Raw genomic sequence first — 23,860 nt, 5'->3', positions numbered from 1 at the left:
CCGGTTTTACAGCCCCAGATCGCTGAGCCCCGGATGATCGTCCGGGCGGCGCCCCTGCGGCCAGTGGAACAGGCGCTCGCTTTCGGCGATCGGCAGATCGTTGATGCAGGCGTAGCGCGTCTGCATCAGTCCGTGCTTATCAAACTCCCAGTTCTCATTGCCATACGAGCGAAACCAGTTGCCGCTGTCGTCGCACCACTCGTAGGCGAAGCGCACGGCAATGCGATTCTCCTGCCATGCCCACAGCTCCTTAATCAGCCGGTATTGCTGCTCCTTGCGCCATTTTCGCTGCAGGAACTCAACAATTTGCCCCCGACCGTGGACAAATTCGCTGCGGTTGCGCCATTCGCTATCCACGGTGTAGGCCAGGGCGACTTTTTCCGCATCGCGGCTGTTCCAGCCATCTTCCGCGGCGCGGACCTTCTGGATAGCGCTGTCGCGGGTAAACGGCGGTAACGGGGGACGTTGTTCGGTCATGCTTACTCTCCTCTACGGGCTAATTGCTGCTGCAGGCGCTGATTCTCCTGCTCCAGGTCCTGAATACGTTGCTGCAGGTTCTGGCTGTACTCCGCCACCTGCTGCGCGCTGTAGCGCGGCGTAATGTGCTGCGGGCAGTTCCAGTCAAACGCCTGCAAATGAAAAAGAAACAGACGTTCAATGCGGGCGCGATAGTTGGCCGGCGCCACCTGCGCCAGCAGCTGCGGGTGGTCCTCTGCCGCCAGGACTTCGACGGTGGCGTAGATTTTCAGCCTGGCACGGCGCGGATAATCCATCAAAAACAGGCAGGCCCGGTCGCTGCCGCGCAGATTGCCGGTAGTAATGTACTGGCGGTTACCACCGAAATCGGCCATCGCCAGGGTGGTGTCATCCAGCAGATGCAGAAACCCCGGCGGGCCGCCGCGATGCTGCATGTAGGGCCAGCCGCTCTGCGACACCGTCGCCAGATAAAAGCTGTCGCGGGTGGCGATCATCCCCGCTTCGCTGTCGCCGAAGCGGTCGGCCTGGCGGCGACTGTGCGGCGTTTGCCACAGCGAGTCGCTGCCCATTTCATGCTGCACATCCATCACGTCCGGGGTGATAGCGATATCGAGAAAGGTTGCTGCCATAGCGCCTCCTGTTGTCTGGCGCCATCATGGACTGTACTGTGAAGAATGATAATACGGGTAAAGTGGCAATCATCTTTCCGCAAAACGGGAGAATAATGGATCGATTAAGCGCGATGGCGCTGTTGGTGAAAGTGACCGAGCTGGGGAGCATGTCGGCGGCGGCGCGGGCGCTGAATATGCCGTTGACCACCGTCAGCCGCCATATTGGCGAACTGGAGAGCGCGCTGGGCGTACGCCTGCTGGCGCGAACCACCCGCAAACTAACGCTCACCGACGCCGGGGGCGATTATGTCGCCGCCGCGCGGCGGATCCTTGAGGAGGTGGAAAACGCCGAACGCCAGGCGACGGGCGAATATCAGGAGCCAAAGGGTGAGCTGGTGATCTCCGCGCCGACGATGTTTGGACGCCAGCACGTTCTTCCGGTAATCAGTGAATTTATCGCCCGCTACCCGCTAATTCGCGTCCGTTTGCTGCTCAGCGATCGCAATGCCGACCTGGTGAGCGACCATGTCGATCTGGCGGTGCGGATTGGCGACCTGGCGGACAGCAGCATGGTGGCCACCCGCCTCGGCACCATGCGGATTGTGGCCTGCGCCCATCCGGCGCTGCTGGCGAAATACGGCGAGCCGCAGCGGCCGCGCGATCTGGCGGCGCTGCCGATCATCCGCATTGAATCGCCGATGCCCTATCGCGGCTGGCGCTTTCGCGCCGCTGAGCGCGAGGACCAGCTGATTAACCTGCCGCCGGTGCTATCCGTCACCACGCCAGAGAGCGCCGCCGATGCCGCGCGGCTGGGGGTGGGGGTGGCCCGCTTACTGCATTATCAGGCGCTGGATGGCCTGCGCCACGGGGAGCTCCGTCTGCTGCTGGAAAACGTCGAGCCGGATCCGGCGCCGGTCCATTTGCTGTATACCGCTCGGGATCTGGCGCCGCTTAAGCTGCGCAAATTTATCGATTTTGCCGCACCGGCGCTGCGTCAGGCACTGCTGCGCATCGCCGGGGCCGCTTAATGCGTCGCGGTCTTCAGCGGCGCCTCCTTTAACAGCCATGAGAGGACAAACGCCACCGCCATAATGCCGGCCGCCATCAGAAACGCCGCGTGGATCGCCGCGCCGAAGGCGTCGAGGTAGTCGAGGCGGATATCCGCGGGCAGGTGCTGGACCGCCACCGGATTCATTCCCGGCGGCAGCACCGCGCCTTCCGGCAGCAGTTGTTGCAGGTTGCTCTGCAGCACGTGCGTGAACACCGCGCCAAACAGCGCCACGCCGATGGAGCCGCCAATCGAGCGGAACAGGGTCACGCCGGAGGTGGCGACGCCGTACTTCTGCGCCGGCATCGCATTCTGCACCGCCAGGACCAGCACCTGCATCACCAGCCCCAGACCCGCTCCCAGCACGCCGGTAAACAGGTACAGCTGCCACAGCGGCGAGTGAATGGTGATGCGGGTCAGCAGTACCATGCCGGTCACGCCGAGCAGGGTGCCGAGGATCGGAAACAGGCGATATTTACCGGTACGGCTGATAATCCGCCCGCTGATAATCGAGGTCAGCAGCAGGCCGCCCATCAGCGGGATTAACTGTAACCCGGCCTCGGTGGGCGTCGCCTCCTTCACCACCTGCAGATAGAGCGGCAGGAAGGTGACTGACCCGAACAGCGACATGCCGATGACGAAGCCGATCAGGCTGCACAGCAGGAAGCTGCGGTTGCGGAACAGCGCCAGCGGAATAATCGGCTCGGCGGCCATCCGTTCTTCGTAAATAAAGCCGATGATCCCCACGATGCCGAAGGCCAGAATGCACCACAGCTGCGGGTCATTCCACGCATGGACGCTGCCCCCTTCCGAGGTAAACAGGATGATGCACAGCAGCGCCATGCTGAGATAAATCGCCCCCAGCCAGTCAATCTGATGCTGGCTGCGTTTATTGCTGCTGTGGAATACCGCGCCGATCACCAGCAGCGCGAACAGGCCGAGCGGCAGGTTGATATAGAAGATCCAGCGCCAGGAGGCGTGCTGCACCAGAAAACCGCCGATCAGCGGGCCGATCACCGTCGCCAGGCCGAAAACGCCGCCGAACAGCCCCTGATAGCGGCCGCGGTTGGCGGGCGGGATGACGTCGGCGACCGCCGCCATGCTGATCACCATCAGGCCGCCGCCGCCGAGCCCCTGCAGGCCGCGCATCAGCACCAGTTGGGTCATATTCTGCGCCAGCCCGCAGAGCGCGGAGCCGACGAGAAACAGCCCAATCGCCACCTGCAGCACGATTTTGCGGCCGAACAGATCGCCAAATTTACCGTACAGCGGCACCGCGATGGTGGAGCTGAGGATATAGGCGGTGACCACCCAGGAAAGCTTGTCCAGCCCGCCCAGTTCGCCGACAATCGTCGGCAGCGCGGTGGAGACAATGGTCTGATCCAGCGCTGAAAGCAGCATCACCAGCAGCAATGCGCTGAACAGCAGGCGTATCGACTGCACCGGTGGGTTTGCGACTTGAGTAGTCATTACAACGCTCGCTTGAAATTAATTAAATGCATAATTAATATTTAGTGAAAGAATGAGTCGGGTCAAGAGATCGCCATATCATGACAGCACAAAAGGATCAGGATGCTCCCCGCCGCCCGGGTCGGCCGCGCGGTAAAAAACCGGGTACCGCCAACCGCGAACAGTTGATGGACATCGCCCTGACGCTGTTTGCCCGAGACGGGGCGGGCCGCGTATCGTTGAACGCCATCGCCAAAGAGGCCGGGGTGACGCCGGCGATGCTGCATTACTACTTCAGCTCGCGGGATGCGCTGGTGACTCAGCTGATTGAGGAGCGCTTTATGCCGCTGCGCAATCACATCAGCCGCATCTTTGTCGATCATCCACAGGACCCGGTACTGGCGCTGACGATGATGGTCGAGACGCTGGCGCATATGGCGGAGAAAAACGCCTGGTTCGCGCCGCTGTGGATGCAGGAGATCATCGGCGAAATGCCGATTCTGCGCCAGCATATGGATGCCCGCTTCGGCGAGGAGCGTTTTCAGGTGATGCTGGGGACGGTGCGTCGCTGGCAGCAGGAAGGCAAGATCAATCCGGCGCTGGCGCCGGAGCTGCTGTTTACCACGGTAATTAGCCTGGTGCTGGTGCCATTTTCACGCATCCACAGCGATCCGCGTTTACAGGCGGTCAACCGTCAGACCATCGTCAGCCACGCGCTGGCGTTAATGGGCCACGGCGTTGGAGGTTAAGGCGTGGTTTTGACGCTTTTGTAGTCCGGATAAGACACCACGCGCCGCCATCCGGGATTTTCCCTGCTCGCACTACGCTTAGCAGGGCTACAACTTCTATGTTAATTCCCGGCAGATTGCGCTCCCGGTTGATCTTCTGCGTTATGTCTCTTATGGCGCAGGGAGCGCACAGGGGGCGGCCAGTCGCCGCCGCCCCCTGTACCCCCGGGCTCCGGCCAGCAAAATCGCCGCTACGCGGTCCCTTCGACTTATCCCTGCAGGCTTCGGGTCGGGCCGAGGCAGCGTCCGTGCAAAACACGGCCCTCAGCCCGCATCCATGCGGGCTGCCCCGGCCTTCCGGGAACGTCTCAGCGATTTTGAGGCCGCCAGCACCGGCAGTTTCAGTCGCGCAAGTGGTTAAAATAACAACAGGTCGCACGAACAGTAGGCCGGATAAGGCCTTTATGCCGCCATCCGGCACAACCACAGGTGCGGTACCTGACCGCCCGGGGATACCAGGATCGTTACAGCGCCTTCGACAAATAGTGGCGCTGCATGCCTGCGTGCGGGAAGTCGGGCAGCGACATCTGCAGCTGATAGCCTAATTTCTGATAAAACGGCAGCGCCTGGAAGCTAAAGGTATCCACCAGCAGATGGCTGCAGCCTTGCGCCTGCGCCTGCTGTTCCGCCTCCTGCATCAGCTCGCTCCCCAGCCCGCGCCCGCGCGTCGTCTCGCTAACCCACAGATACTCAATGCACAGCCAGTTGCCCTTGCGTTTGGCAATCAGCCCGCCCTGCATTACCCCTTGCCCATCGCGGGAGTAAACCCCCAGATCGCCAAACTGCGCCGCATCGAGATACTGCTGATTATACTGCCGTAGACCGGCAAACAATTCTTGTTGATCGTCGGGATTAATGCTTTTTGTAATGATTAGTGTCATTAACTATCTCCAGTATCGCGCTGCCGAATGGTTATTTTCCCTCTCCACTTTCACAAAATATTCTTATTTTCTCCATGATTATTTGCCTTAATTTTTTGCGTTCTAAAAGTAAGCAAAAAAACCTTTCCATTATCGCGACGGATCGTATAATGGGGAAAAATGAGAATGATCATTCTCACCACAAAACCAGAGGAGATGCGCTTTTCACCTCCTGAAGACCGAAGAGGTTGGCTTCAGCGGAGACACAATAACAATCACGTTCAGGAACATCTGTGTTCCTTTTTTGTCATTTTCGCTCACCCGAAAATGCCTCAGCGCCCAACCTATTCCCTCGTTTTTAAATAAACGGGGCGGACGTCTTATATCTTGAGAAAATATAATGAAATACATCATAGCTCCCATCGCGACAGCATTATTTCTCCTTAGCGGGTGCGATAATGCGCAGACATCTGCTCCGCAGCAACCCACGCCGGAAGTGGGCGTGGTCACCCTGCAAAGCCAGCCGGTGCCGGTAGTCAGCCAGCTCACCGGCCGCACCACCGCCTCGCTCAGCGCCGAAGTTCGCCCGCAGGTGGGCGGCATCATCCAGAAACGCCTGTTTACCGAAGGCGATATGGTGAAGGCCGGGCAGGCCCTTTACCAGATCGATCCCTCCAGCTATCGCGCGACCTGGAACGAAGCGGCGGCGGCGCTGAAACAGGCCCAGGCGCTGGTGGTCTCCGATTGCCAGAAGGCCCAGCGCTACGCGTCGCTGGTCAGGGATAACGGCGTTTCCCGCCAGGATGCTGACGACGCCGCCTCCACCTGCGCCCAGGACAAGGCCAGCGTGGAATCGAAGAAAGCGGCGCTGGAGAGCGCGCGCATTAACCTGAACTGGACCACCGTCACCGCGCCGATTGCCGGGCGCATCGGCATCTCGTCGGTTACGCCGGGGGCGCTGGTCTCCGCCGATCAGGATACCGCGCTGGCGACGATCCGCGGGCTCGACACCATGTATGTTGATCTGACGCGATCCAGCGTCGATCTCCTGCGTTTACGCAAGCAAAGCCTGGCCAGCAACAGCGACACCCTCAGCGTGACGTTAACCCTGGAAGATGGCAGTACCTATCCCGAAAAAGGGCGTCTGGCGCTCACCGAAGTCGCCGTCGATGAATCTACCGGCTCGGTAACCCTGCGCGCTATCTTCCCCAACCCGCAGCACGTCCTGCTACCGGGGATGTTCGTCCGCGCGCGCATCGATGAAGGCATCATGAACGACGCGATCCTCGCCCCGCAGCAGGGGATCACCCGCGATGCCAAAGGCGACGCCACGGCGCTGGTGGTCGATGCCGCCAACAAAGTTGAGCAGCGTACCGTGGAAACCGGCGACACCTACGGCGATAAATGGCTGGTGCTGAGCGGCCTGAAAGCGGGCGACAAGCTGATTGTCGAAGGCACCGGTAAAGTGGCCCCCGGACAGACAGTGAAGGCCGTCGCCGTCAACAATAACGGAGGCAACGCCTGATGTTCTCCCGTTTCTTCGTGCGTCGCCCGGTATTTGCCTGGGTGATCGCCATTCTGATTATGCTCGCCGGGGTGCTGGCGATCCGCACCCTGCCGGTAGGCCAGTACCCGGATGTCGCCCCGCCGGCGGTGAAAATCTCCGCCACCTATACCGGGGCGTCCGCCGAAACCCTGGAGAACAGCGTCACCCAGGTCATCGAGCAGCAGCTCACCGGCCTCGACCATCTGCTCTACTTCAGCTCCACCAGCAGCTCCGACGGCTCGGTCAGCATCACCGTCACCTTTGAGCAGGGGACCGACCCGGACACCGCCCAGGTGCAGGTACAAAATAAAGTGCAGCAGGCGGAATCGCGGCTGCCGAGCGAAGTCCAGCAGTCCGGCGTAACGGTGGAAAAATCGCAGAGCAGCTTTCTGCTGATCCTCGCGGTGTATGACAAAACCAACCGCGCCACCAGCTCCGATATCTCCGACTGGCTGGTCAGCAATATGCAGGACCCGCTGGCGCGCGTGGAGGGCGTCGGCAGCCTGCAGGTATTCGGCGCCGAATACGCGATGCGCGTCTGGATGGACCCGACCAAACTCGCCTCCTACTCGCTGATGCCTTCCGACGTCCAGTCGGCGATTGAGGCGCAGAACGTGCAGGTTTCCGCCGGTAAAATCGGCGCGCTACCGTCGTCCAATGCCCAGCAATTAACCGCCACCGTGCGCGCGCAGTCCCGGCTGCAAACCCCTGACCAGTTCAAAGCGATCATCGTGAAAAGCCAGGCCGACGGCTCGGTAGTACGCCTGAGCGATGTCGCGCGGGTGGAGATGGGTAGCGAGGATTACACCGCCACCGCCAATCTGAACGGCCACCCTGCCGCCGGGATCGCGGTGATGATGGCCCCCGGCGCCAACGCGCTGGACACCGCGACGCTGGTGAAAAGCAAAATCGCCGAATTCCAGCGTCAGATGCCGCAGGGTTACGATATTGCCTATCCGAAGGACAGCACCGAGTTCATCAAAATCTCGGTCGAGGACGTGATTCAGACCCTGTTCGAAGCGATTATCCTCGTCGTCTGCGTGATGTATCTGTTCCTGCAGAACTTCCGCGCGACGCTCATTCCGGCGGTGGCGGTGCCGGTGGTGCTGCTTGGCACCTTCGGCGTGCTGGCCCTGTTCGGCTACTCGATTAACACCCTGACGCTGTTCGCCATGGTGCTGGCGATCGGCCTGCTGGTGGATGACGCCATCGTGGTGGTGGAGAACGTCGAGCGCATTATGCGCGACGAAGGGCTCCCCGCTCGCGAAGCCACCGAAAAATCGATGGGCGAAATCTCCGGCGCGCTGGTGGCGATTGCCCTGGTGCTGTCAGCGGTGTTCCTGCCGATGGCCTTCTTCGGCGGTTCGACCGGGGTCATCTATCGCCAGTTCTCGGTAACCATTATCTCGGCGATGATGCTGTCGGTGGTGGTAGCGCTGACCCTCACCCCGGCGCTGTGCGGCGCGCTGCTCAGCCACTCCAAACCGCACACCAAAGGGTTCTTCGGCGCCTTTAACCGCCTGTGGGGACGTACGGAGGCGGGCTACCAGCGCCGGGTGCTCGGCGGCCTGCGCCGGGGCGCAGTGATGATGGGCGCTTACGTGCTGATTTGCGGGGCGATGGCGCTGGCGATGTGGAAGCTGCCGGGCAGCTTCCTGCCGGTGGAGGACCAGGGGGAGATCATGGTCCAGTACACCCTGCCCGCCGGGGCGACGGCGGTGCGTACCGCCGAGGTGCGCCGCCAGGTCACCGACTGGTTCCTCACCAAAGAGAAAGCCAATACCGATGTCATTTTCACCGTCGACGGCTTCAGCTTTAGCGGCAGCGGGCAGAACGCCGGGATGGCCTTCGTGTCGCTGAAAAACTGGTCGCAGCGCAAAGGGGACGACAACACCGCCCAGGCCATCGCCCTGCGCGCCACCAAAGAGCTGGGGACGATCCGCGACGCCACCCTCTTCGCCATGACCCCGCCGTCGGTAGACGGTCTCGGGCAGAGCAACGGCTTCACCTTCGAGCTGATGGCCAGCGGCGGTACCGACCGCGACAGCCTGATGAAGCTGCGCAGCCAGCTGCTGGCGGCGGCCAACCAGAGCAGCGAACTGCAGTCGGTGCGCGCTAACGACCTGCCGCAGATGCCGCAGCTGCAGGTGGATATCGACAACAACAAAGCCGTCTCGCTGGGGCTGTCGCTGAGCGACGTGACCGATACGCTCTCCAGCGCCTGGGGCGGTACCTACGTGAATGACTTTATCGATCGCGGCCGGGTGAAAAAGGTCTATATCCAGGGCGAAAGCGACGCGCGCGCGGTGCCGTCGGACCTTGGCAAATGGTTCGTTCGCGGCAGCGATAACAGCATGACGCCGTTCTCCACCTTCGCCACCACCCACTGGCAATACGGCCCGGAAAGCCTGGTGCGCTACAACGGCTCCGCCGCCTTTGAGATCCAGGGCGAAAACGCCGCCGGCTTCAGCTCCGGCGCGGCGATGGACAAGATGGAAAAGCTGGCCGACAGCCTGCCGGCGGGCTCCACCTGGGCGTGGAGCGGCATTTCGCTGCAGGAAAAGCTGGCCAGCGGCCAGGCGATGAGCCTGTACGCCATCTCGATTCTGGTGGTGTTCCTGTGCCTGGCGGCGCTGTATGAGAGCTGGTCGGTGCCGTTCTCGGTGATCATGGTCATCCCGCTCGGCCTGCTTGGCGCGGCGCTGGCGGCGACGCTGCGCGGCTTAAGCAACGACGTCTACTTCCAGGTGGCGCTGCTGACCACCATCGGCCTGTCGTCGAAAAACGCCATCCTGATCGTGGAGTTCGCTGAATCCGCCGTGGATGAGGGGTATTCGCTCTCCCGGGCGGCGATCCGCGCCGCGCAGACTCGCCTGCGCCCGATTGTCATGACCTCGCTGGCGTTTATCGCCGGGGTGCTGCCGCTGGCCATCGCCACCGGCGCCGGAGCCAACAGCCGCGTGGCGATCGGCACCGGGATTATCGGCGGCACCCTGACGGCCACCCTGCTGGCGGTGTTCTTCGTACCGCTGTTCTTCGTGCTGGTGAAACGTCTCTTCACCCGCCAACGTCCTTCTCAGGAGTAAGGTATGTTTCGTTTGAGTTTTATGTTTATCGCGCTCCTGACCGCGGGCTGCGTCTCGCTTGACCCGCATTATGATCGCCCGGCCGCGCCGGTGCCGGCCACCCTGCCCGGGGCGCACGGCGAATCGACGGCGGTGGTCGGCGACTGGCAGAAAGTGGTCAATGACGCGCGGCTGAAAAAAGTGGTCAGCATCGCGCTGAACAGCAACCGCGATGTGCAAAAGGCGCTGGCCGATATCGAGGCCGCGCGCGCCCAGTATGGCGAAACGCGGGCATCGCTGTTTCCCACCGTTGATGCCGAACTGAGCCACACCCGCAGCAAAACGGTGGCCAGCGGCCTGAGCTCCGCTTCACAGGCCGACGGCGCGGTCTCCAGCTTCGAACTGGACTTGTTCGGCAAGAACCAGAGCCTGTCGCGCGCGGCGCGCGAAACCTGGCTTGCCAGCGAATTCACCGCGCAGAATACCCGGCTGACGATGATTGCCGATTTGACCACCGCCTGGGTGACGCTGGCGACGGATAACAGCAATCTGGCGCTGGCGCAGCAGACGATGGACAGCGCGGCAAACTCGCGCAACATCGTCGCCCGCCAGATGGCGGTTGGCACCGCCTCCGCGGGTGATTTAAGCTCGGCGGAAAGCGTCTATCAGCAGGCGCGCGCCAGCGTCGCCAGCTATCGTACGCTGGTGGCGCAGGATAAAAACGCCATTAACCTGCTGGCGGGGGAAACCGTGCCGGAGAGCCTACTGCCCGGCACTCTCGAGAGTCTCGGGGATAACAGCATCGCGCTGGTGCCGGCGGGCGTGTCGTCGTCGGTGCTGCTGCGTCGGCCGGACATTCAGGAAGCGGAGCACAATCTGAAGAGCGCCAATGCCGATATCGGCGCGGCGCGGGCGAACTTCTTCCCGTCGATTTCCCTGACCGCCAGCGCCGGGGTCGGCAGCGACTCGCTGTCGTCGCTGTTCAGCCACGGGATGCAGGTGTGGTCGTTCGCCCCCTCCATCAGCCTGCCGCTGTTCACCGGCGGCAGCAACCTGGCGCAGCTGCGCTATGCGGAAGCGGAGAAAAAGGGGCTGATCGCCACCTACGAGAAATCGATTCAGAGCGCGTTTAAGGACGTTGCCGATGCGCTGGCGCGCCGGGAAACGCTGAGCGAAGAGCTCGATGCCCAGCGGCAGTACGTCGCCGCCGAGCAGACATCGCTGGATATTGCCATGAAGAGCTATCAGGCCGGAGTCGGCGATTATCTGTCGGTGCTTACGGCCCAGCGCACGCTGTGGTCGGCGAAGACGACGCTGCTGTCCCTGCAGCAGACCGACCTCAATAACCGGATCACCCTCTGGCAGTCGCTGGGCGGCGGCGCCAGTTAATTTCACCCGCCGGGCGGCCGCGCCCGGCTTCTGTAAGGAATCGTTATGCCACGTGTTTCCCTCTCCTGGGCGCTGATCCTCGGCCTGCTGTCGGGTATCGGCCCGCTGTGCACGGATTTTTATCTACCGGCGCTGCCGGAGATCACTCAGCAGCTGCAGGCCACCAGCACCCAGACCCAGCTGTCGCTGACCGCCGCGCTGATTGGTCTCGGCCTGGGTCAGCTGTTTTTCGGCCCGCTGAGCGACCGCATTGGCCGCCTGAAACCGCTGGCGCTGTCGCTGCTGCTGTTTATCTTCTCTTCGGCGATGTGCGCCCTGACCCGCGATATCAACATGCTGATTGTCTGGCGCTTTTTACAAGGCTTTGCCGGCGCCGGCGGCTCGGTGCTGTCGCGATCCATCGCCCGCGATAAATACCAGGGCACCCTGCTGACCCAGTTTTTCGCCCTGCTGATGACCGTGAACGGCATTGCGCCGGTGCTGTCCCCGGTGCTGGGCGGCTACGTTATCACCGCCTTCGACTGGCGAATTCTCTTCTGGACGATGGCCGCCATTGGCGGCGTGCTGCTGGTGATGAGCCTGGCGATCCTGCGGGAAACGCGCCCGGCCACAGCGGCGCATGCCAGCCGCCAACGGCCCGGCCAGCCGGTGCTGAAAAATCGCCGCTTTCTGCGCTTCTGCCTGATCCAGGCCTTTATGATGGCCGGGCTGTTCTCCTACATCGGCTCTTCTTCCTTCGTGATGCAGAGCGAATACGGCATGAGCGCCATGCAGTTCAGTCTGCTGTTCGGTCTGAACGGTATCGGGCTGATCATCGCCGCGATGATCTTTTCCCGTCTGGCGCGCCGCTTTAGCGCCGAAAGCCTGCTGCGCGGCGGCCTGACGCTGGCCGTGAGCTGTGCGGCGATCATGCTGCTGTTTGCATGGCTGCAGCTGCCGGTGCTGGCGCTGGTCGGCCTGTTCTTTACCGTGTCGCTGATGAGCGGCATCAGCACCGTCGCTGGCGCGGAGGCGATGAGCGCCGTCGATGCCGCGCAGTCCGGGACCGCGTCCGCGCTGATGGGCACCCTGATGTTTGTCTTCGGTGGCATCGCCGCGCCGCTGGCGGGTCTCGGCGGCGAAACGATGCTGAAAATGAGCCTCGCGATGGCCATCTGCTACCTGCTGGCGCTGCTGCTGGGCCTCAGCAAACCGCGCGACGCACGCTAATCTCCTGCTGCGGTAATAAAATATTCCAGATTTATTACCGCACTATTTCCCGCCATATCTGCCATTCTCGTATTATTCTCCACGTACTAATCGTGATACCCTTCACAGGAAAGGAATAAATAATTCCTTATACTGCGCGCCACTGAGAATAACGAGGTTTCTATGAGTATCGACCTGAGCAAACTGCTGACCGAGCGACGTAACGCCAACAGCGCCAACATTGACACCCTCTCCACCCTCGAGATGCTGACGGTGATAAACCAGGAAGACCAGCAGGTAGCCCAGGCGATAACGCCCTATCTGCCGCAGATTGCCGAGGTGGTGGATAAGGTCGCGGCGGCGCTGCAGGCCGGTGGCCGCTTGATTTACATTGGCGCGGGTACCTCAGGGCGTCTGGGGATCCTCGATGCCAGCGAATGCCCGCCAACCTTCGGCACCCGCCCGGAGCAGGTGGTGGGGATCATCGCCGGCGGACATAAAGCGATTCTCAGCGCCGTGGAAAACGTGGAAGACAACAAAGCGCAGGGGGCGATGGATCTGCAGAACCTGAACTTCAGCAACCGCGATGTGCTGGTGGGGCTGGCGGCCAGCGGACGCACGCCGTACGTCATTGGCGCCATGGAATACGCCCATAGTCAGAATGCCTTTGTCGCCATCGTCAGCTGTAACCCGCATGGCGAAATGGCCCAGCTGGCGGACGTGGCGATCACCCCGGTAGTCGGCCCGGAAGTGGTCACTGGCTCTACCCGCCTGAAAGCCGGCACCGCGCAGAAGCTGGTGCTGAACATGATCTCCACCGGGGCGATGATCCGCGTCGGCAAGGTGTACAGCAACCTGATGGTCGACGTTGAAGCGACCAACGCCAAGCTGATTGAGCGCCAGGTCTCTATCGTGATGGAGGCGACCGACTGCGATCGTCCCACTGCCCGGAAGGCGCTGGAGGCCTGCGGCCGCCACTGTAAAACGGCGATCGTGATGGTGCTGGCGGACTTAAGTGCCGAAGACGCGCAGTCGCTGCTGGCAAAAAACAACGGCTATATCCGCAAGGCGCTCAGCAACACCTGAGCACCGACAGACAGGTAACGGGCAATGGCAAAAATAACGAAAGAGATGATAGCGCGGATCCTCGCCCACGTGGGCGGCGCCGCAAACGTCGCGCAGGCGGGCAACTGCATGACGCGCCTGCGCTTGACCCTGCGCGATGAAAGTCTGGCCGACAGCGCCGCCATCCGCCAGATTGACGGCGTGATGGGGGTGATCGTCAGCGACGAGCAGTTCCAGGTGGTGCTCGGCCCCGGCAAGGCGCAAACCGCCGCCGAAATGATGAACGGCCTGCTGGAGGCGGCGCCCGCCGCCGCGCCGACGCTGGCCGACGTCGCGGCGGAGAAAAAGCAGGCGCTGAAGGGCAAGCAGACCAGTGCGGTGCAGAAGTTTCTCGCCAAATTCGCCACCATCTTTACGCCGCTGATCCCCGGCTTTATCGCCGTCGGGCTGCTGCTGGGCTTCGCCACCCTGGCGGAACAGGTTTTCGTACTGGAGAACGCCCATCCGAACGCCAGCCTGGTGGCGCTGATTGGCTATATGAAGGTCTTCAGCAAAGGGATGTTCACCTTTCTGAGTATCCTGATTGGCTATAACGCGCAGAAGGCGTTCGGCGGCTCCGGCGTGAACGGCGCGATTATCGCCTCGCTGTTCGTGCTGGGCTACAACCCGGAGGCAACCAGCGGCTTCTACGCCGGCATTTCCACCTTCTTCGGCCATGGCATCGATCCGCGCGGCAATATCATCGGCGTACTGATCGCCGCTATCCTTGGCGCGTGGGTTGAACGCCAGGTGCGGCGGGTGATGCCGGCCAACCTCGATATGATCCTCACTTCGGCGGTGACGCTGCTGATCATGGGCGCGGTGACCTTTACGGTGATCATGCCGATTGGCGGCTGGTTGTTTACCGGCATGTCGTGGCTGTTCCTGCATCTTAACGGCAACCCGTTTGGCTCGGCGGTGCTGGCCGGCCTGTTCCTGCTGGCGGTGATGTTCGGCGTCCATCAGGGGTTTGTCCCGGTCTATTTTGCGCTGGTGGACGCCCAGGGCTTTAACTCGCTGTTCCCGATCCTGGCGATGGCCGGGGCCGGGCAGGTGGGGGCGGCGCTGGCGCTGTTCTGGCGGGCGAAGCGCGATTCGCTGCTGCGAACCCAGATTAAAGGGGCGATTATTCCGGGCTTCCTCGGGATTGGCGAGCCGCTGATCTACGGCGTCACCCTGCCGCGGATGAAGCCGTTTGTCACCGCCTGCCTCGGCGGCGCCTGCGGCGGGTTCTTCGTCGGACTGATCGCCTGGCTGGGGCTGCCGGTCGGCCTGAACACGGTGTTCGGTCCGTCCGGTCTGGTGGCGCTGCCGCTGATGACCTCCGGCAGCGGAATTTACGCCGGGATGGCGGTCTACGCCGGCGGGCTGGCGGTCTCCTACCTGTGCGGTTTTGTCCTCACCTGGCTGTTCGGCAGTAAAAATGTCGATTTAAGCTAGAACGCGACTATCGGTTAATGCCCGGCGGCGGCTTCGCCTTACCGGGCCTGCAAAATAGTTACGCCGCCGCGCCCGACTACCATTTCCTGCCCCGCCGCCCGGGCGCGCGCATGCTATGATTCCCCTTTGTCATATTTCGCTTGAGGAAAAGATGGGCTCCAGCAAAAAAGGGATGCTGAACGTACTGATTGCCGCCGTGCTGTGGGGCAGTTCCGGGGTGTGTGCGCAATTTATTATGCAGGAAAGCCAGATGTCGTCGCCGTTTCTGACCATGACGCGTCTGCTGTTCGCCGGGCTGATCCTGCTGATGCTCGGCTTTGTTCACGGCGACCGCATTTTCCGCGTGCTGCAAAACCGCCGCGACGCCCTAAGCCTGCTGTTTTTCTCGCTGTTTGGCGCGCTAACCGTGCAGTTCACCTTTCTGATGACCATTGAAAAATCCAATGCCGCCACGGCCACGGTGCTGCAGTTTCTGTCGCCGACGATCATCGTCGCCTGGTTCGCCCTCGCCCGCAAAGCGCGTCCCACACCGCTGGTGCTGGGGGCTATCTGCACCTCGCTGGCGGGCACCTTTCTACTGGTGACCCACGGCAACCCAACGACGCTGTCGATTTCGCCGGCGGCGCTGTTCTGGGGGATCGCCTCGGCGTTTGCCGCCGCGTTTTATACCACCTATCCTTCAACGCTTATTGCCCGCTACGGGACGCTGCCCATCGTCGGCTGGAGCATGCTGTTCGGCGGCGCGATGCTATTGCCGTTTTACGGCGGCCAGGGCACCGATTTTGTGGTTAACGGCAGCCTGCTGTTAGCTTTTTTCTACCTGGTGGTGATCGGTACTTCGCTGACCTTCAGCCTCTATCTCAACGGCGCGCAGAAGATTGGCGGCGCAAAGGCCGGGATCCTCAGCTGCGCCGAACCGCTGAGCAGCGCCCTGCTATCGCTCCTGCTGCTGGGGATCACCTTCACGCTGCCGGACTGGCTGGGCACTCTGCTGATCCTCGCGTCGGTGGTGCTGATCGCCATCGACTCGCGGCGGCGGGTGAGAGCCGCCTGAGCAGGCGATAAAAATTGCATTTTCAATAAGTTAAACTGACCACTATTTGCGTGTTTTCGCGCCTGCGCATATAGTTGACGGAAGCGATTACGGAAGGAGAAGCCTGATGAAAGCATGTTGGATGGTATGCCTGGTCACCGCCCTGAGCGCCACGTCGGCGTGGGCCGAATCACCGCTGCAAAGCCTGCAGTTCGAGCAGCAAAAACAGCAGGTGCTCAAAGCGGTGAAGGAAAAATGCGCGCCAGCAAGCCACCTCAGCGATAACGATTTTGCCAATAAAGTGCTGGCGACCGACGGTAACAAGAACGCGGTCCGCGAAGCAACGCTGGCGAAGGAGCGCAATAACCAGAAAAGCTACCAGGCCGCAATCGACAAAATCGTCTGTCCGGCCAAATAGCGGTTATTTCAGCCTCGCGACCAGCGTTTTCCAGTCAAACGGCGTAAGCTGCCTGTAGCTCAGGCTACGGGCGGCCATCTGCTCCGGCAGCTGGCGCTGGCTTTTCGCGATCGCCTCACTCATTATCCCGGCGCTCCCCACGTCACGCAGGGTTTTCACCACCTCTTCCATCTCTTCGCTGCGCCGAATGCCATGTTCCGCCACCCGGCTGATCAGATAGTCGGGGAACGCGCCTGTCCAGCCCAGAGAGGGGAAACTATGATGCAAGGAGCTAAGCACCTCCTCCTCAACGCCGTATTCACGAGCCGCAAACAGGCATTCTGTGGTAAGCGCTTCAAGACCTTTGATCATCACGCTACGGCACATTTTTATCGCCGACACCTGGCCCACCGTACTGGCGCCATAGCGGGCATTCAGCCCCAGCCCCTGCAGACGCGGCGCGATCGCCTCCGCCTGCGGCCCGCCGATCAATAACGGTGTCTGCAATCGGGCCGGCGGTACCGGCGCCATCACCGCGACATCGATGTAGGCGCCCGGCAGAAAATGTTCAGCCGCCTGCCGTTTCGTCTCCGGCGCCACGGAGTTGAGATCGAGGAAATATTGTCCCGGCTGCAGCAGCGCGGCCGCCTGCTGCGCCACCTTTAGCGCCTCACCGGCGGTCACAGTAGAAAAAACCAGCGTGGCCCCCTCCAGCGCCTGCGCCAGCGAATTTCCCACCTGAACGCGCGAATCACGGGCTTTCCTGAGCATTGCCTCTCGCTCCGGGCCATTGAGCTTGCAATCCCAAATGGTCACCGCATGCTCACGGGCCAGATCCGCCGCCAGAATGCCACCCGCCTCGCCAAAACCAATAAACGCGATTGTCATCATCACTCCTCACGCGGCCAGACGCGGGCCGGAATAAAAACCTCGCCAGCAAACAGCAGTCGCGCCGTGCGTAACAGGCCGCAGCCAGCCAGGGCGCCGTCAGCATCAAGCTGAAGCGTCACGCTAAATTCGCCTGTCGGATGCTCGACGCTGAGCAGCGGCGTATCGCCTGGCGCTACCTGCGCCAGGCCCTGCGCGACAGAGCCGGGGAGCAGACAAGCGCTGGCCACGCTCACCGCGCCAAATACGCCGATCGACGCGTGGCAGCGGTGGGGGATAAAGGTGCGGCTGCTGATGGCGCCGCCGTGTCGCGGCTCGGCGATCAGGGTCATCTTGGGCACCGTGCGCTGGCTGACGTCGCCAAGCTGCATCAGCGGCCCGGCCTGCAGGCGAATCGACTCCAGGCGACGTTTAAGCGCGTCGTCATTATCCAGCCGTTCGCGCGTCTCATAGCCGGTGCAACCGAGGTCGCACGCGCGCAGCAGGATCACCGGCATTCCGTTATCGATGCAGGTCACCTCGACGCCGTCAAAACGGTCACGAACCCGGCCGGTCGGCAGCAGCGCCCCGCAGCTGGAGCCGGCGACATCAAGAAAATGGAGCAGGATCGGGCTGGCGCTGCCCGGCACGCCATCGATACGACTCTCGCCGACGTAGTTGACCCCGTCGGCGTCACAGGGGATCTCTGCCACCGCCAGTTGCCCCGTGTTCTCCATAAAAATACGCACCCGAGTGAGCGGCGCATCGTGGCGAACCAGACCGCGCTCGATGGCGAAAGGGCCAACGGCGGCAAGAATATTGCCGCAGTTTTGGCCGTAATCCACGGTAGCCGCCGCCACGTTCACCTGGGCAAACAGATAGTCCACATCGGCGTCAGGCCGTGCGGAGCGGCGGATAATCGCCACTTTGCTGGTCAGCGGATCGGCGCCGCCGATCCCGTCAATTTGCCGGGGATCAGGCGAGCCCATCACCGCCAGCAGCACCGCATCACGTCGCACCGGATCGGCAGGCAGATCGTCGGCCAGAAAACAGGCCGCTTTAGAGGTGCCGCCGCGCATCCATAGACAGGGGATTCCGCGTTGCGCCATTTATTCCTCCACCTCGTCTGCGCGGTCGTAATACCGCAGGCCCTTTTCCGCCAGACGCGGACGCATAGCGTAAATATCCAGCCCCAACTCGCCATTGCGCATCCGCTCACGTTTCGCAAGCTCATTGCTCATGCGGGCTTCCGCTTTATGGAGCACATCACGGACCCGGGCGTGAGGCAGCACCACGACGCCATCGTCGTCGGCCACTACGACATCGCCCGGCTGTACAAGCTGACCTGCGCATATCACCGGGACGTTAACCGAACCGAGGCTCTCTTTCACCGTCCCCTGGGCATAAACCTGACGGGACCAGACGGCGAATCCCATTTCCCGCAACGTTTGCGAATCACGAATGCCGATATCGCCCACCAGCCCGACCACGCCGCGCGATTGGAGAGACGTCGCCAGTAGATCGCCGAAGAAGCCATCGCCGCACGGCGAGGTCGGGACCACCACCAGAATATCGCCGGCGCGGCACTGCTCGACCGCCACATGAAACATCCAGTTGTCGCCAGGCGTCACCAGCACGGTTACCGCGTTGCCCGCCCGGCTGACGCCCTGCTGAATCGGACGGATTGCCGGCCCCATCAGCCCCTGACGATCCCAGGCTTCATGGAGCGTCGCCACCCCGGCCGCCTCACAGCGGCGCAAAACCGCCTCGTCATGGCGCGGCAGGTGGCGGATCACAAGGCCTTTTTTATTTAACAGGTTCATGCCAGGTTCTCCGTTACGCGGGGGAAGATGCTCTGGAAGGCTTCGCCGTGAACGATATCGCGTGCGGCCGTGATGCCGATATTGCGCTTGGCCTGCACCCCGCGCTGCAGCGCCACGCGGGTGTAGTATTCCCACAGATGCTCCTGACCCTGCATGCACTGAATGGCCTGATACTTTTTCTCCCAGACGGCGGTGATGTCCAGCAACACATCGGGTTTCCAGTTGCACTGCTCCGGCTGGTGCGGTTCGAAACAGTAAACCGGGGGAGCAGAGACAATTTTCTCGCCAGGGCGATAGCCTTCTGCCTGGGCGATAATCCGTGCTTCCTGGGCCAGATGGGAGGCCAGCGGATGATCGTAGTTATAGGGATCGTGCAGGGAGTGCGTCAGGACAAAGTGGGGCTGGATACGGCGATACACATCCGCCAGACGAAATAGCGTCTCTTTATCGGCGCGCAGCGGATAGTCGCCGATATCAAAGAATTCGACGCTGGCGCCCAGGATCGCGGCGGCGGCCTGCGCCTCTTCGCGACGCACCTGCTTCACCGCCTCCTCGGTCATGTTGCCTTTACGCCACAGTTTGGCGGACTCGCCGCGCTCGCCAAAGGATAAACAGACCACATGGACCTGATAGCCCTGCAGGGCATGCAGCGCTATCGCACCGCCCGCGCGCCAGACGAAATCGGCCGAGTGGGCGCTGACGACAAGGGCACTTTTTTCGCTAACCGGATGAGACATGATGGCTTCCTCTGTTGTTTTTTTCAGCTTGTCATGTCCCGTCGTGGGGAGGTAATTCGTTAACTTGCGAAGGCTATGATTTTTATTTATGTTGTCGTCTCACTCACTTTTTCAGGCCTGACGAACAATGCTAAAGAGAAAGCACGATAAAATTATAAATATCATGCAGCTGCGCTTTTTCTGTCAGGTCGCGCTGCGCGGTAGCGTCTCACGCGCGGCCGATGACTTATTCCGCACGCAGTCAGCGATAACCCGGGCTATTCGCGATCTTGAAGCCGCGTTGAACGTCACGCTGTTCGAACGCCATTACAGCGGCATGGTGCCCACCGAGTATGGCAAGTGCATCCTGCCGCGCGCCCGGCGGGCGATTGACGACCTGCAGGCCATCCCGGCGCTGCTGCAGAAGCACCATACCCGCAGCAGCGGCCCGCTGGCGGACGCCGGCTGGCTGTTCAATACCCGCCGCTTAGCCATTTTTATTCAGCTCTATCACGTCAACCATACCCAAACCGTCGCGCAACAGTTGGGGATCACTCAGCCGGCGGTCAGTGCCGCGCTGAAGGTCCTGGAAAAAGGAGCGGATTCGGCGCTATTTCGCCGGACGCCAGAGGGGGTGCGTCCCACGCCTGCCGCAGAGCTACTCTATCCCCCGGTGAGCAGAGCGCTCAACGAGCTGGAAAACATCTGGAGCGATCTCGCTGCCCGTCGCGGGGTGTTGGAGGGCACCGTGCGCATTGGCGCCCTGCCGCTGAGCCGGACCCGGCTACTGCCCTCCGCCATCGCCGCCTTTCTGGCCCAGCACCCGGGCATCACCCTCATGACCAATGAAAGCCCGTATGAGTCGCTGGTCGCCGATATGCGGGCAGGTAATATTGATTTTATTATCGGCGCCCTGCGCCAGGATGAAGATCTCCCGGACCTCTGTAGCGAAGCGTTATTCGAAGAGGATATGTTGATTTTACTGCGTAATAACCACCCGCTGCTGCGCCATCCGGACCCGCGCAGCCAGCTGGCGACAGCGCAATGGGTGCTGCCGCGCGCCAACGCGCCGGCGCGCAATTTGCTGGATAAGGCGTTTGTCACCCTGGGGCTGCCGCTGCCCCAGCCGACGGTGGAGACCGGGGATGCGGCGATGGTGCGAGGATTGCTGCAGGGCTCCGACATGCTGGCGGCGGTCTCCGCCAGCCAGATGCGTTTTGAAACTGACAATGGGCTGCTCAGCGTGTTGCCGGTTCCCCTGCCCGATACCACCCGGCGTATCGGGCTGACGTTTCGCGCCGGCAGCCTGCCCTCCCCGGCGACGCAGGCGCTGTTGCGTTTTATTTACCAGCAGGTTCAGGACGGGGCCGTTTAACGTTTACCCGCCACCGAATAGGTTACCTGCTGGTTGCGCGTTTGCTGAAACGCCTCCAGCGTCTGCCCGCGCATCGCGGCGTAAATATGCAGGTTGGATACGCCGACCACCGCGCCCATTTTCTCCAGCAGGAAGAAGCTGGCGCCATACTGAATTAATCCCCGCCAGTCGCGCGCGTTGAGCAACTGCTGTTCCTCCTCACTCAGTCCGGCTTCGGCATAAAGCGACTGAGGCGACTGCAGAAAACGTTCGCGCCAGGCAGGCTCAATCAGCCGATGCAGGAAACGGTTAAGCCGCAAGCCATTCAGGCTGCGCTCGTGGGCAAAAGGATAGGTTCCCGGCAGTTTCTCCACCCCGGCCAGCTGCTGCGCCATATGCTGGCGATGACGCGTCAGGGTATCGACGGGGGGCAGGCGCGCATTGTTCTCAAGGATCAGCGTGGCGATACCGGTCATCGACGGCAGGTAATAGTCGCGCCAGGTTTCGGTGACATTGGCTGATAGCGCGCCGCGCATCACCAGCCACATGATCACTTCGGACCCCTCCATCCCCCCCAGCTCGGCATATTCGCCAAGGGTCATTTCGGTAAGCTTTTCCGGGTCATTAACCAGCATATCAACAAACTGGGCATCCCAGTCGGGATTATTAAATCCGCAGCGCTCGCCATGAACCTGATGCGAGAGCCCGCCGGTCGCGACAATCGCCACATTGATATCTTCCGGGAAGCTTTCAATCGCCCGGCGCAGCGCCTGGCCGAGTTTGTAACAACGGCGCGCGCTTGGTACCGGAAATTGCAGCACGCCGATCTGTAACGGGATCACCGCCGTCGGCCACCCCTGCGCTTCATCCCAGGGCAACAGCGCCGAAAGCGGCGAGAAAAGGCCGTGGTCGAGCTTTTTATCCATAAAGAACGACATATCAAACTCGTCGGCCATCAGGCTGGCGCCAATGTGCCTTGAGAGCGCCGCGTTGCCCTGGACCGGCGGCAGACAGCGCGGTCCGCCGCCCTCATCGGCAACGTCATATTGACTGTCGATTCCCAGCGTAAAAGTCGAATAGTGATCGAAGAAAAAGGCGGTCACATGGTCATTAAAGATGTACACCAGCGCATCCGGTTTTTTCTCCTCCAGCCAGCGCTGCAGCGGTTCGAAGCTCTGGAAGATCGGCGCCCACGCCGGGTCCTGCTGTTTATGATGATCGACCGCGAAGCCGATAGTCGGGGTATGAGAGACGGCGATACCGCCGAGAATGTTAGCCATCAGATAACTCCACTTATCGGTGTTCGAGGGGGGATGACAAAGCGTCAAGTTCTGCCTCTGTGAGTCGAGGCTTAGCGTGATTCATACGGTGCAACAAAATACAGATCCCCGCCAGGCAGGCCGGCAGCGCAAGCACCAAAAAGATCGACGAGTGTCCCGGCACGGCCAGCATCAGCATCCCGCCCAGCGTGGAGCTGAGGATAGCCCCGGTACGGCCGATACCATGCATCCAGCTGACTCCGGTAGCGCGGATCTCGGTTTGATAATAGGCGGGCGAATAGGCCTGCAGACCGTTCTGCGCGCCGTTAATGCACATCCCGCTGATAAAAATCAGCACCGACAGCGCCGCCGAACCGAAATCCATCACCCCCTGGGACAACAGGCACAGGCAGCCGAGGAAATAGGTTGCCGCAATCACGGCTTTCGCCGAAGCGCGATCCATCAGCATACCGACAAGGATCCCGCCCAGCGGGCCGCCGAGCTGGAACAAGCCGGTCATCATCGCCGCCTGCTGCAGCGACAGCCCGCCGGAGCGGAGAATGGTTGGCAGCCAGCCGTTCAGCAGGTAAATCACAAACAGCCCCATAAAATAGGTTAACCACAGCGCTATCGTGCCGCGGGCATAGCCATGCCGGAACAGCTGCGCCACTTTGCTGCTCCGCGTGATGGGCGGCGCATTCAGCTGGAAAACGGTTTCAGCCGTAAACTGGCCCCCAAGCCGGTTAAGCGCCCTGGCAATCTGCTCGCCCGGTAGTCGGCGCGCCACCATGTTCATCGCCGACTCCGGCAACATCACGATCATAAAGGGGAGCACCACGAGCGGCAGCACGCCGCCAAAAACCAGCGCCGAGTGCCAGCTGTAATGCGATAACAAACCGGCGGCGATAAAGCCGCCGAGGCCGGAACCCACGTTGAATCCGCTGTACATCAGGGTGATCATCACCCCTTTACGCCGCTCCGGCATATATTCCGCCACCAGCGTGACGCAGTTGGGCATCACGGCGCCAAGTCCAAGGCCGGTGAGAAAACGCATCAGCGCCAGCTGTGATGGGCTTTGCGCCACGGCGCCGGCCAGGCTGAACAGCGCAAACAGCGCCACCGACCAGAGTAAAATGCGTTTTCGGCCGTAGCGGTCAGAAAGCGGGCCCGCTACCAGGGCGCCGATGGCGACGCCGAACATGGCCGCCCCGAGTATCGGCCCCATTTCAGCCCGGCTGATGCCCCAGTCCTCAATGAGCGCCGGGGCGACAAAGCCCATCACCGCAGCGTCATAACCATCCAGCATAATGATGATGAAACAGAGTAGCAGCACGTTCCATTGAAAGCGCGAGACCGGGCGGGCATCTATCCACGCTTTCACATCGACAACGTTCGTGTGATTCATAGGGTGACTTCCTCAAGCAGGCGGTACGAATGTTCTGGTTA

23 protein-coding genes are annotated in these 23,860 nt (G+C 61.6%); 12 read left to right on the top strand and 11 right to left on the bottom strand.

Annotation, left to right across the window (positions count from 1 at the left end):
- Window positions 1-6: 6 nt before the first annotated feature.
- Window positions 7-477, bottom strand: a complete 471-nt coding sequence (locus AB1E37_RS00395; protein ID WP_004173883.1) for a nuclear transport factor 2 family protein — start codon at window positions 475-477, stop codon at window positions 7-9.
- A gap of 2 nt (window positions 478-479) precedes the next feature.
- Window positions 480-1,106, bottom strand: coding sequence for a pyridoxamine 5'-phosphate oxidase family protein (locus tag AB1E37_RS00390; protein ID WP_032447949.1), 627 nt, complete (start codon window positions 1,104-1,106; stop codon window positions 480-482).
- A 38-nt stretch (window positions 1,107-1,144) separates the two neighbouring features.
- Between AB1E37_RS00390 and AB1E37_RS00385 the strand changes: the two genes are divergently transcribed.
- On the top strand, window positions 1,145-2,116 hold the full coding sequence (locus AB1E37_RS00385; RefSeq protein WP_072196386.1) for a LysR family transcriptional regulator: 972 nt from the start codon (window positions 1,145-1,147) through the stop codon (window positions 2,114-2,116).
- Here AB1E37_RS00385 and AB1E37_RS00380 read toward each other — a convergent pair.
- A complete protein-coding gene (locus AB1E37_RS00380; RefSeq protein ID WP_032447950.1) occupies window positions 2,113-3,606 on the bottom strand; it encodes an MDR family MFS transporter in 1,494 nt (497 codons plus the stop codon). The two genes, AB1E37_RS00385 and AB1E37_RS00380, sit on opposite strands and share 4 nt — an antisense overlap.
- 80 nt (window positions 3,607-3,686) lie before the next feature.
- Here AB1E37_RS00380 and AB1E37_RS00375 point away from each other — a divergent pair, with 80 nt between their 5' ends.
- Entirely contained in the window at window positions 3,687-4,334 is a 648-nt protein-coding gene (locus tag AB1E37_RS00375) for a TetR/AcrR family transcriptional regulator (protein WP_004181564.1), read from the top strand.
- Between the two features lie 503 nt (window positions 4,335-4,837).
- Here the strand turns inward: AB1E37_RS00375 and AB1E37_RS00370 are convergent.
- Window positions 4,838-5,254: a GNAT family N-acetyltransferase gene (locus tag AB1E37_RS00370; RefSeq protein ID WP_032447951.1), complete on the bottom strand. Its 417-nt coding sequence runs from the start codon at window positions 5,252-5,254 to the stop codon at window positions 4,838-4,840.
- Here AB1E37_RS00370 and AB1E37_RS00365 point away from each other — a divergent pair.
- Window positions 5,229-5,345 (top strand): hypothetical protein, encoded by a 117-nt coding sequence (locus AB1E37_RS00365; RefSeq protein WP_014343452.1) that lies wholly within the window; start codon window positions 5,229-5,231, stop codon window positions 5,343-5,345. The two genes, AB1E37_RS00370 and AB1E37_RS00365, sit on opposite strands and share 26 nt — an antisense overlap.
- Here AB1E37_RS00365 and AB1E37_RS00360 read toward each other — a convergent pair.
- Window positions 5,305-5,427 carry a hypothetical protein gene (locus tag AB1E37_RS00360; RefSeq protein ID WP_004150240.1) on the bottom strand — a complete coding sequence of 41 codons (123 nt, stop codon included), beginning with the start codon at window positions 5,425-5,427 and terminating at the stop codon, window positions 5,305-5,307. The genes AB1E37_RS00365 and AB1E37_RS00360 overlap by 41 nt on opposite strands.
- 206 nt (window positions 5,428-5,633) lie before the next feature.
- Here AB1E37_RS00360 and eefA point away from each other — a divergent pair, with 206 nt between their 5' ends.
- The 8 genes from eefA (at window position 5,634) to AB1E37_RS00320 (ending at window position 16,416) form a co-directional block, all read left to right on the top strand.
- Window positions 5,634-6,758: a multidrug efflux RND transporter periplasmic adaptor subunit EefA gene (gene eefA, locus AB1E37_RS00355; RefSeq protein WP_004150241.1), complete on the top strand. Its 1,125-nt coding sequence runs from the start codon at window positions 5,634-5,636 to the stop codon at window positions 6,756-6,758.
- Window positions 6,758-9,865 (top strand): multidrug efflux RND transporter permease subunit EefB, encoded by a 3,108-nt coding sequence (gene eefB / locus AB1E37_RS00350; protein ID WP_032447952.1) that lies wholly within the window; start codon window positions 6,758-6,760, stop codon window positions 9,863-9,865. The genes eefA and eefB overlap by 1 nt, the downstream gene beginning before the upstream one ends.
- A 3-nt stretch (window positions 9,866-9,868) precedes the next feature.
- Window positions 9,869-11,233 (top strand): multidrug efflux RND transporter outer membrane subunit EefC, encoded by a 1,365-nt coding sequence (gene eefC / locus AB1E37_RS00345; RefSeq protein WP_004186228.1) that lies wholly within the window; start codon window positions 9,869-9,871, stop codon window positions 11,231-11,233.
- Window positions 11,234-11,278: 45 nt separating this feature from the next.
- Window positions 11,279-12,442: a multidrug effflux MFS transporter gene (locus AB1E37_RS00340; protein ID WP_019725155.1), complete on the top strand. Its 1,164-nt coding sequence runs from the start codon at window positions 11,279-11,281 to the stop codon at window positions 12,440-12,442.
- A 162-nt stretch (window positions 12,443-12,604) separates the two neighbouring features.
- The gene (murQ, locus tag AB1E37_RS00335) at window positions 12,605-13,507 is read left to right on the top strand and encodes an N-acetylmuramic acid 6-phosphate etherase (RefSeq protein ID WP_032447953.1); all 903 of its coding nucleotides are present in this window, start codon (window positions 12,605-12,607) and stop codon (window positions 13,505-13,507) included.
- A 24-nt stretch (window positions 13,508-13,531) separates the two neighbouring features.
- Window positions 13,532-14,965, top strand: coding sequence for a PTS N-acetylmuramic acid transporter subunit IIBC (murP, locus tag AB1E37_RS00330; protein WP_002923111.1), 1,434 nt, complete (start codon window positions 13,532-13,534; stop codon window positions 14,963-14,965).
- Between the two features lie 151 nt (window positions 14,966-15,116).
- On the top strand, window positions 15,117-16,019 hold the full coding sequence (locus tag AB1E37_RS00325) for a DMT family transporter (protein ID WP_002923118.1): 903 nt from the start codon (window positions 15,117-15,119) through the stop codon (window positions 16,017-16,019).
- Window positions 16,020-16,125: 106 nt separating this feature from the next.
- Window positions 16,126-16,416 (top strand): YicS family protein, encoded by a 291-nt coding sequence (locus AB1E37_RS00320; protein ID WP_002923120.1) that lies wholly within the window; start codon window positions 16,126-16,128, stop codon window positions 16,414-16,416.
- 3 nt (window positions 16,417-16,419) lie between these two features.
- Here the strand turns inward: AB1E37_RS00320 and AB1E37_RS00315 are convergent, their stop codons facing one another.
- From AB1E37_RS00315 to galB, 4 genes are read right to left on the bottom strand one after another with little or no spacing between them, the layout of a single operon-like run.
- Window positions 16,420-17,283 carry an NAD(P)-dependent oxidoreductase gene (locus AB1E37_RS00315; protein ID WP_032412624.1) on the bottom strand — a complete coding sequence of 288 codons (864 nt, stop codon included), beginning with the start codon at window positions 17,281-17,283 and terminating at the stop codon, window positions 16,420-16,422.
- Window positions 17,284-17,285: 2 nt separating this feature from the next.
- Window positions 17,286-18,371, bottom strand: coding sequence for a 4-oxalomesaconate tautomerase (locus AB1E37_RS00310; protein WP_032447954.1), 1,086 nt, complete (start codon window positions 18,369-18,371; stop codon window positions 17,286-17,288).
- Window positions 18,372-19,085, bottom strand: coding sequence for a 4-carboxy-4-hydroxy-2-oxoadipate aldolase/oxaloacetate decarboxylase (locus AB1E37_RS00305; protein ID WP_032447955.1), 714 nt, complete (start codon window positions 19,083-19,085; stop codon window positions 18,372-18,374).
- Window positions 19,082-19,822, bottom strand: coding sequence for a 4-oxalmesaconate hydratase (gene galB / locus AB1E37_RS00300; protein WP_004211137.1), 741 nt, complete (start codon window positions 19,820-19,822; stop codon window positions 19,082-19,084). Before galB ends, AB1E37_RS00305 begins: the two co-directional genes overlap by 4 nt.
- 127 nt (window positions 19,823-19,949) lie before the next feature.
- On the opposite strand from galB, the gene AB1E37_RS00295 reads away from it, so the two are divergent.
- Window positions 19,950-21,176, top strand: coding sequence for a LysR family transcriptional regulator (locus AB1E37_RS00295; protein WP_002923147.1), 1,227 nt, complete (start codon window positions 19,950-19,952; stop codon window positions 21,174-21,176).
- Here AB1E37_RS00295 and AB1E37_RS00290 read toward each other — a convergent pair.
- Window positions 21,173-22,435 (bottom strand): gallate dioxygenase, encoded by a 1,263-nt coding sequence (locus AB1E37_RS00290; RefSeq protein ID WP_032447956.1) that lies wholly within the window; start codon window positions 22,433-22,435, stop codon window positions 21,173-21,175. The two genes, AB1E37_RS00295 and AB1E37_RS00290, sit on opposite strands and share 4 nt — an antisense overlap.
- A 13-nt stretch (window positions 22,436-22,448) precedes the next feature.
- The gene (locus AB1E37_RS00285; RefSeq protein ID WP_023284409.1) at window positions 22,449-23,819 is read right to left on the bottom strand and encodes an aromatic acid/H+ symport family MFS transporter; all 1,371 of its coding nucleotides are present in this window, start codon (window positions 23,817-23,819) and stop codon (window positions 22,449-22,451) included.
- Window positions 23,820-23,860: the final 41 nt, after the last annotated feature.

It is taken from the genome of Klebsiella sp. Shm-1, assembly GCF_040804525.1.
In the GTDB taxonomy this organism is placed as follows: domain Bacteria; phylum Pseudomonadota; class Gammaproteobacteria; order Enterobacterales; family Enterobacteriaceae; genus Klebsiella; species Klebsiella pneumoniae.
Note: the sequence above shows the minus strand (reverse complement) of the source record. Positions and strands in the feature narration are given on the sequence as shown.

Coding starts and splice junctions, on each gene's coding strand:
- AB1E37_RS00395 (WP_004173883.1), bottom strand. CDS start 477: ATGACCGAACAACGTCCCCCGTTACCGCCGTTTACCCGCGACAGCGCT.
- AB1E37_RS00390 (WP_032447949.1), bottom strand. CDS start 1,106: ATGGCAGCAACCTTTCTCGATATCGCTATCACCCCGGACGTGATGGAT.
- AB1E37_RS00380 (WP_032447950.1), bottom strand. CDS start 3,606: ATGACTACTCAAGTCGCAAACCCACCGGTGCAGTCGATACGCCTGCTG.
- AB1E37_RS00375 (WP_004181564.1), top strand. CDS start 3,687: ATGACAGCACAAAAGGATCAGGATGCTCCCCGCCGCCCGGGTCGGCCG.
- AB1E37_RS00365 (WP_014343452.1), top strand. CDS start 5,229: ATGCTTTTTGTAATGATTAGTGTCATTAACTATCTCCAGTATCGCGCT.
- AB1E37_RS00370 (WP_032447951.1), bottom strand. CDS start 5,254: ATGACACTAATCATTACAAAAAGCATTAATCCCGACGATCAACAAGAA.
- AB1E37_RS00360 (WP_004150240.1), bottom strand. CDS start 5,427: ATGATCATTCTCATTTTTCCCCATTATACGATCCGTCGCGATAATGGA.
- eefA (WP_004150241.1), top strand. CDS start 5,634: ATGAAATACATCATAGCTCCCATCGCGACAGCATTATTTCTCCTTAGC.
- eefB (WP_032447952.1), top strand. CDS start 6,758: ATGTTCTCCCGTTTCTTCGTGCGTCGCCCGGTATTTGCCTGGGTGATC.
- eefC (WP_004186228.1), top strand. CDS start 9,869: ATGTTTCGTTTGAGTTTTATGTTTATCGCGCTCCTGACCGCGGGCTGC.
- AB1E37_RS00340 (WP_019725155.1), top strand. CDS start 11,279: ATGCCACGTGTTTCCCTCTCCTGGGCGCTGATCCTCGGCCTGCTGTCG.
- murQ (WP_032447953.1), top strand. CDS start 12,605: ATGAGTATCGACCTGAGCAAACTGCTGACCGAGCGACGTAACGCCAAC.
- murP (WP_002923111.1), top strand. CDS start 13,532: ATGGCAAAAATAACGAAAGAGATGATAGCGCGGATCCTCGCCCACGTG.
- AB1E37_RS00325 (WP_002923118.1), top strand. CDS start 15,117: ATGGGCTCCAGCAAAAAAGGGATGCTGAACGTACTGATTGCCGCCGTG.
- AB1E37_RS00320 (WP_002923120.1), top strand. CDS start 16,126: ATGAAAGCATGTTGGATGGTATGCCTGGTCACCGCCCTGAGCGCCACG.
- AB1E37_RS00315 (WP_032412624.1), bottom strand. CDS start 17,283: ATGACAATCGCGTTTATTGGTTTTGGCGAGGCGGGTGGCATTCTGGCG.
- AB1E37_RS00310 (WP_032447954.1), bottom strand. CDS start 18,371: ATGGCGCAACGCGGAATCCCCTGTCTATGGATGCGCGGCGGCACCTCT.
- AB1E37_RS00305 (WP_032447955.1), bottom strand. CDS start 19,085: ATGAACCTGTTAAATAAAAAAGGCCTTGTGATCCGCCACCTGCCGCGC.
- galB (WP_004211137.1), bottom strand. CDS start 19,822: ATGTCTCATCCGGTTAGCGAAAAAAGTGCCCTTGTCGTCAGCGCCCAC.
- AB1E37_RS00295 (WP_002923147.1), top strand. CDS start 19,950: ATGCTAAAGAGAAAGCACGATAAAATTATAAATATCATGCAGCTGCGC.
- AB1E37_RS00290 (WP_032447956.1), bottom strand. CDS start 22,435: ATGGCTAACATTCTCGGCGGTATCGCCGTCTCTCATACCCCGACTATC.
- AB1E37_RS00285 (WP_023284409.1), bottom strand. CDS start 23,819: ATGAATCACACGAACGTTGTCGATGTGAAAGCGTGGATAGATGCCCGC.